This window comes from Aeromonas caviae, assembly GCF_000819785.1.
Taxonomy (GTDB): domain Bacteria; phylum Pseudomonadota; class Gammaproteobacteria; order Enterobacterales; family Aeromonadaceae; genus Aeromonas; species Aeromonas caviae.
On the sequence record NZ_CDBK01000062.1, the window covers coordinates 1 to 1,032 of the forward strand.

A 1,032-nucleotide genomic window follows, 5' to 3' on the forward strand; every position below is an offset into this window, starting at 1 on the left:
GGCGCTGTCCCAATTACATGTTGAAAGGCTAACCTTGAAGTAGGTCATCACCCTGAGGGCCTCCATCATGGATACCCAAGCCTTTCAACATCTACTGTCTCTCTTTCCACAGCTCACCATGCGCCAGCGTCGCCTCGCGCAACATGAACTCACTACCCCTCACCCAATCACCTCGCTGGCCGCTCAACTCCCCGCTTGTCGATGTTGCCCTCACTGTCAGGCCGAGGCTACGCAGTTGGCTCCCTGGGGTTGGAGTCGAGGGCTGCGTCGTTATCGCTGCAAGCAGTGTCTGCGCACCAGTTCCGTTCTCACCAAGACGCCTCTGGCTCGACTTCGCAAGGCACAATGCTGGGAAGACTACGCCCAGGCCCTCATCGACGGTCTGACCGTCCGACAGGCTGCCGTCCGCTGCGGAGTCTGTAAAAACACCGCCTTCTTGTGGCGTCACCGCTTCCTGAAAGCCATGGCGAGTCACCAGGCGGCACGGGAAGGGGGTATCGTCGAGGTTGATGAGACCTTCTTCTTGGAGTCGTTTAAAGGGCAACGTGGTTTGCCCCGCCCGGCCCGCCACCGTGGGGGCAAAGGCCGTACCCGAGGTACAGGGCCGGATTACATCCCGGTGATGGTGGTTCAGGACCGGGCTGGTCACCATGCGGATTTTCAGTTGGAGAAAATGAATGCCGAGACGGTGATAGCTGTTTTGACACCCCTTGTCTCGTCAGATGCGGTGTTGTGTAGCGACGGCGCCGGGGTGTATGCCAGTTTCAGCAAAGCGCAGGGAGTGACCCATCAGGTCGTGCGCAATCGCCAAGGCGAGCGTGTGGTTGGCGCGTACCACATCCAGCATGTAAACGGATATCACCGTCGATTGAAAGAGTGGATGGAGCGGTTCCATGGGGTAGCGACCCACTATCTGAGAAATTATCTGGGTTGGCGAAGGATGTTGGAGCGCTACGGGCGGGAAGTGAATGTACCACGTTGCTTGCATGAGGCGCTGGGGCGCCCCATGCAACACGTAATTGGGACATAGCC

1 protein-coding gene is annotated in these 1,032 nt (G+C 58.5%); it reads left to right on the top strand.

Features of this window, described 5'->3' with window-relative positions; translation table 11 throughout:
* Positions 1-67: 67 nt before the first annotated feature.
* On the top strand, positions 68-1,030 hold the full coding sequence (locus tag BN1120_RS09785) for an IS1595 family transposase (protein WP_039039924.1): 963 nt from the start codon (positions 68-70) through the stop codon (positions 1,028-1,030).
* The last annotated feature ends 2 nt before the right edge of the window (positions 1,031-1,032 follow it).

What these genes read in the sequence shown, in the direction of transcription:
- BN1120_RS09785 (WP_039039924.1), top strand. Translation starts at nt 68, where the DNA reads ATGGATACCCAAGCCTTTCAACATCTACTGTCTCTCTTTCCACAGCTC.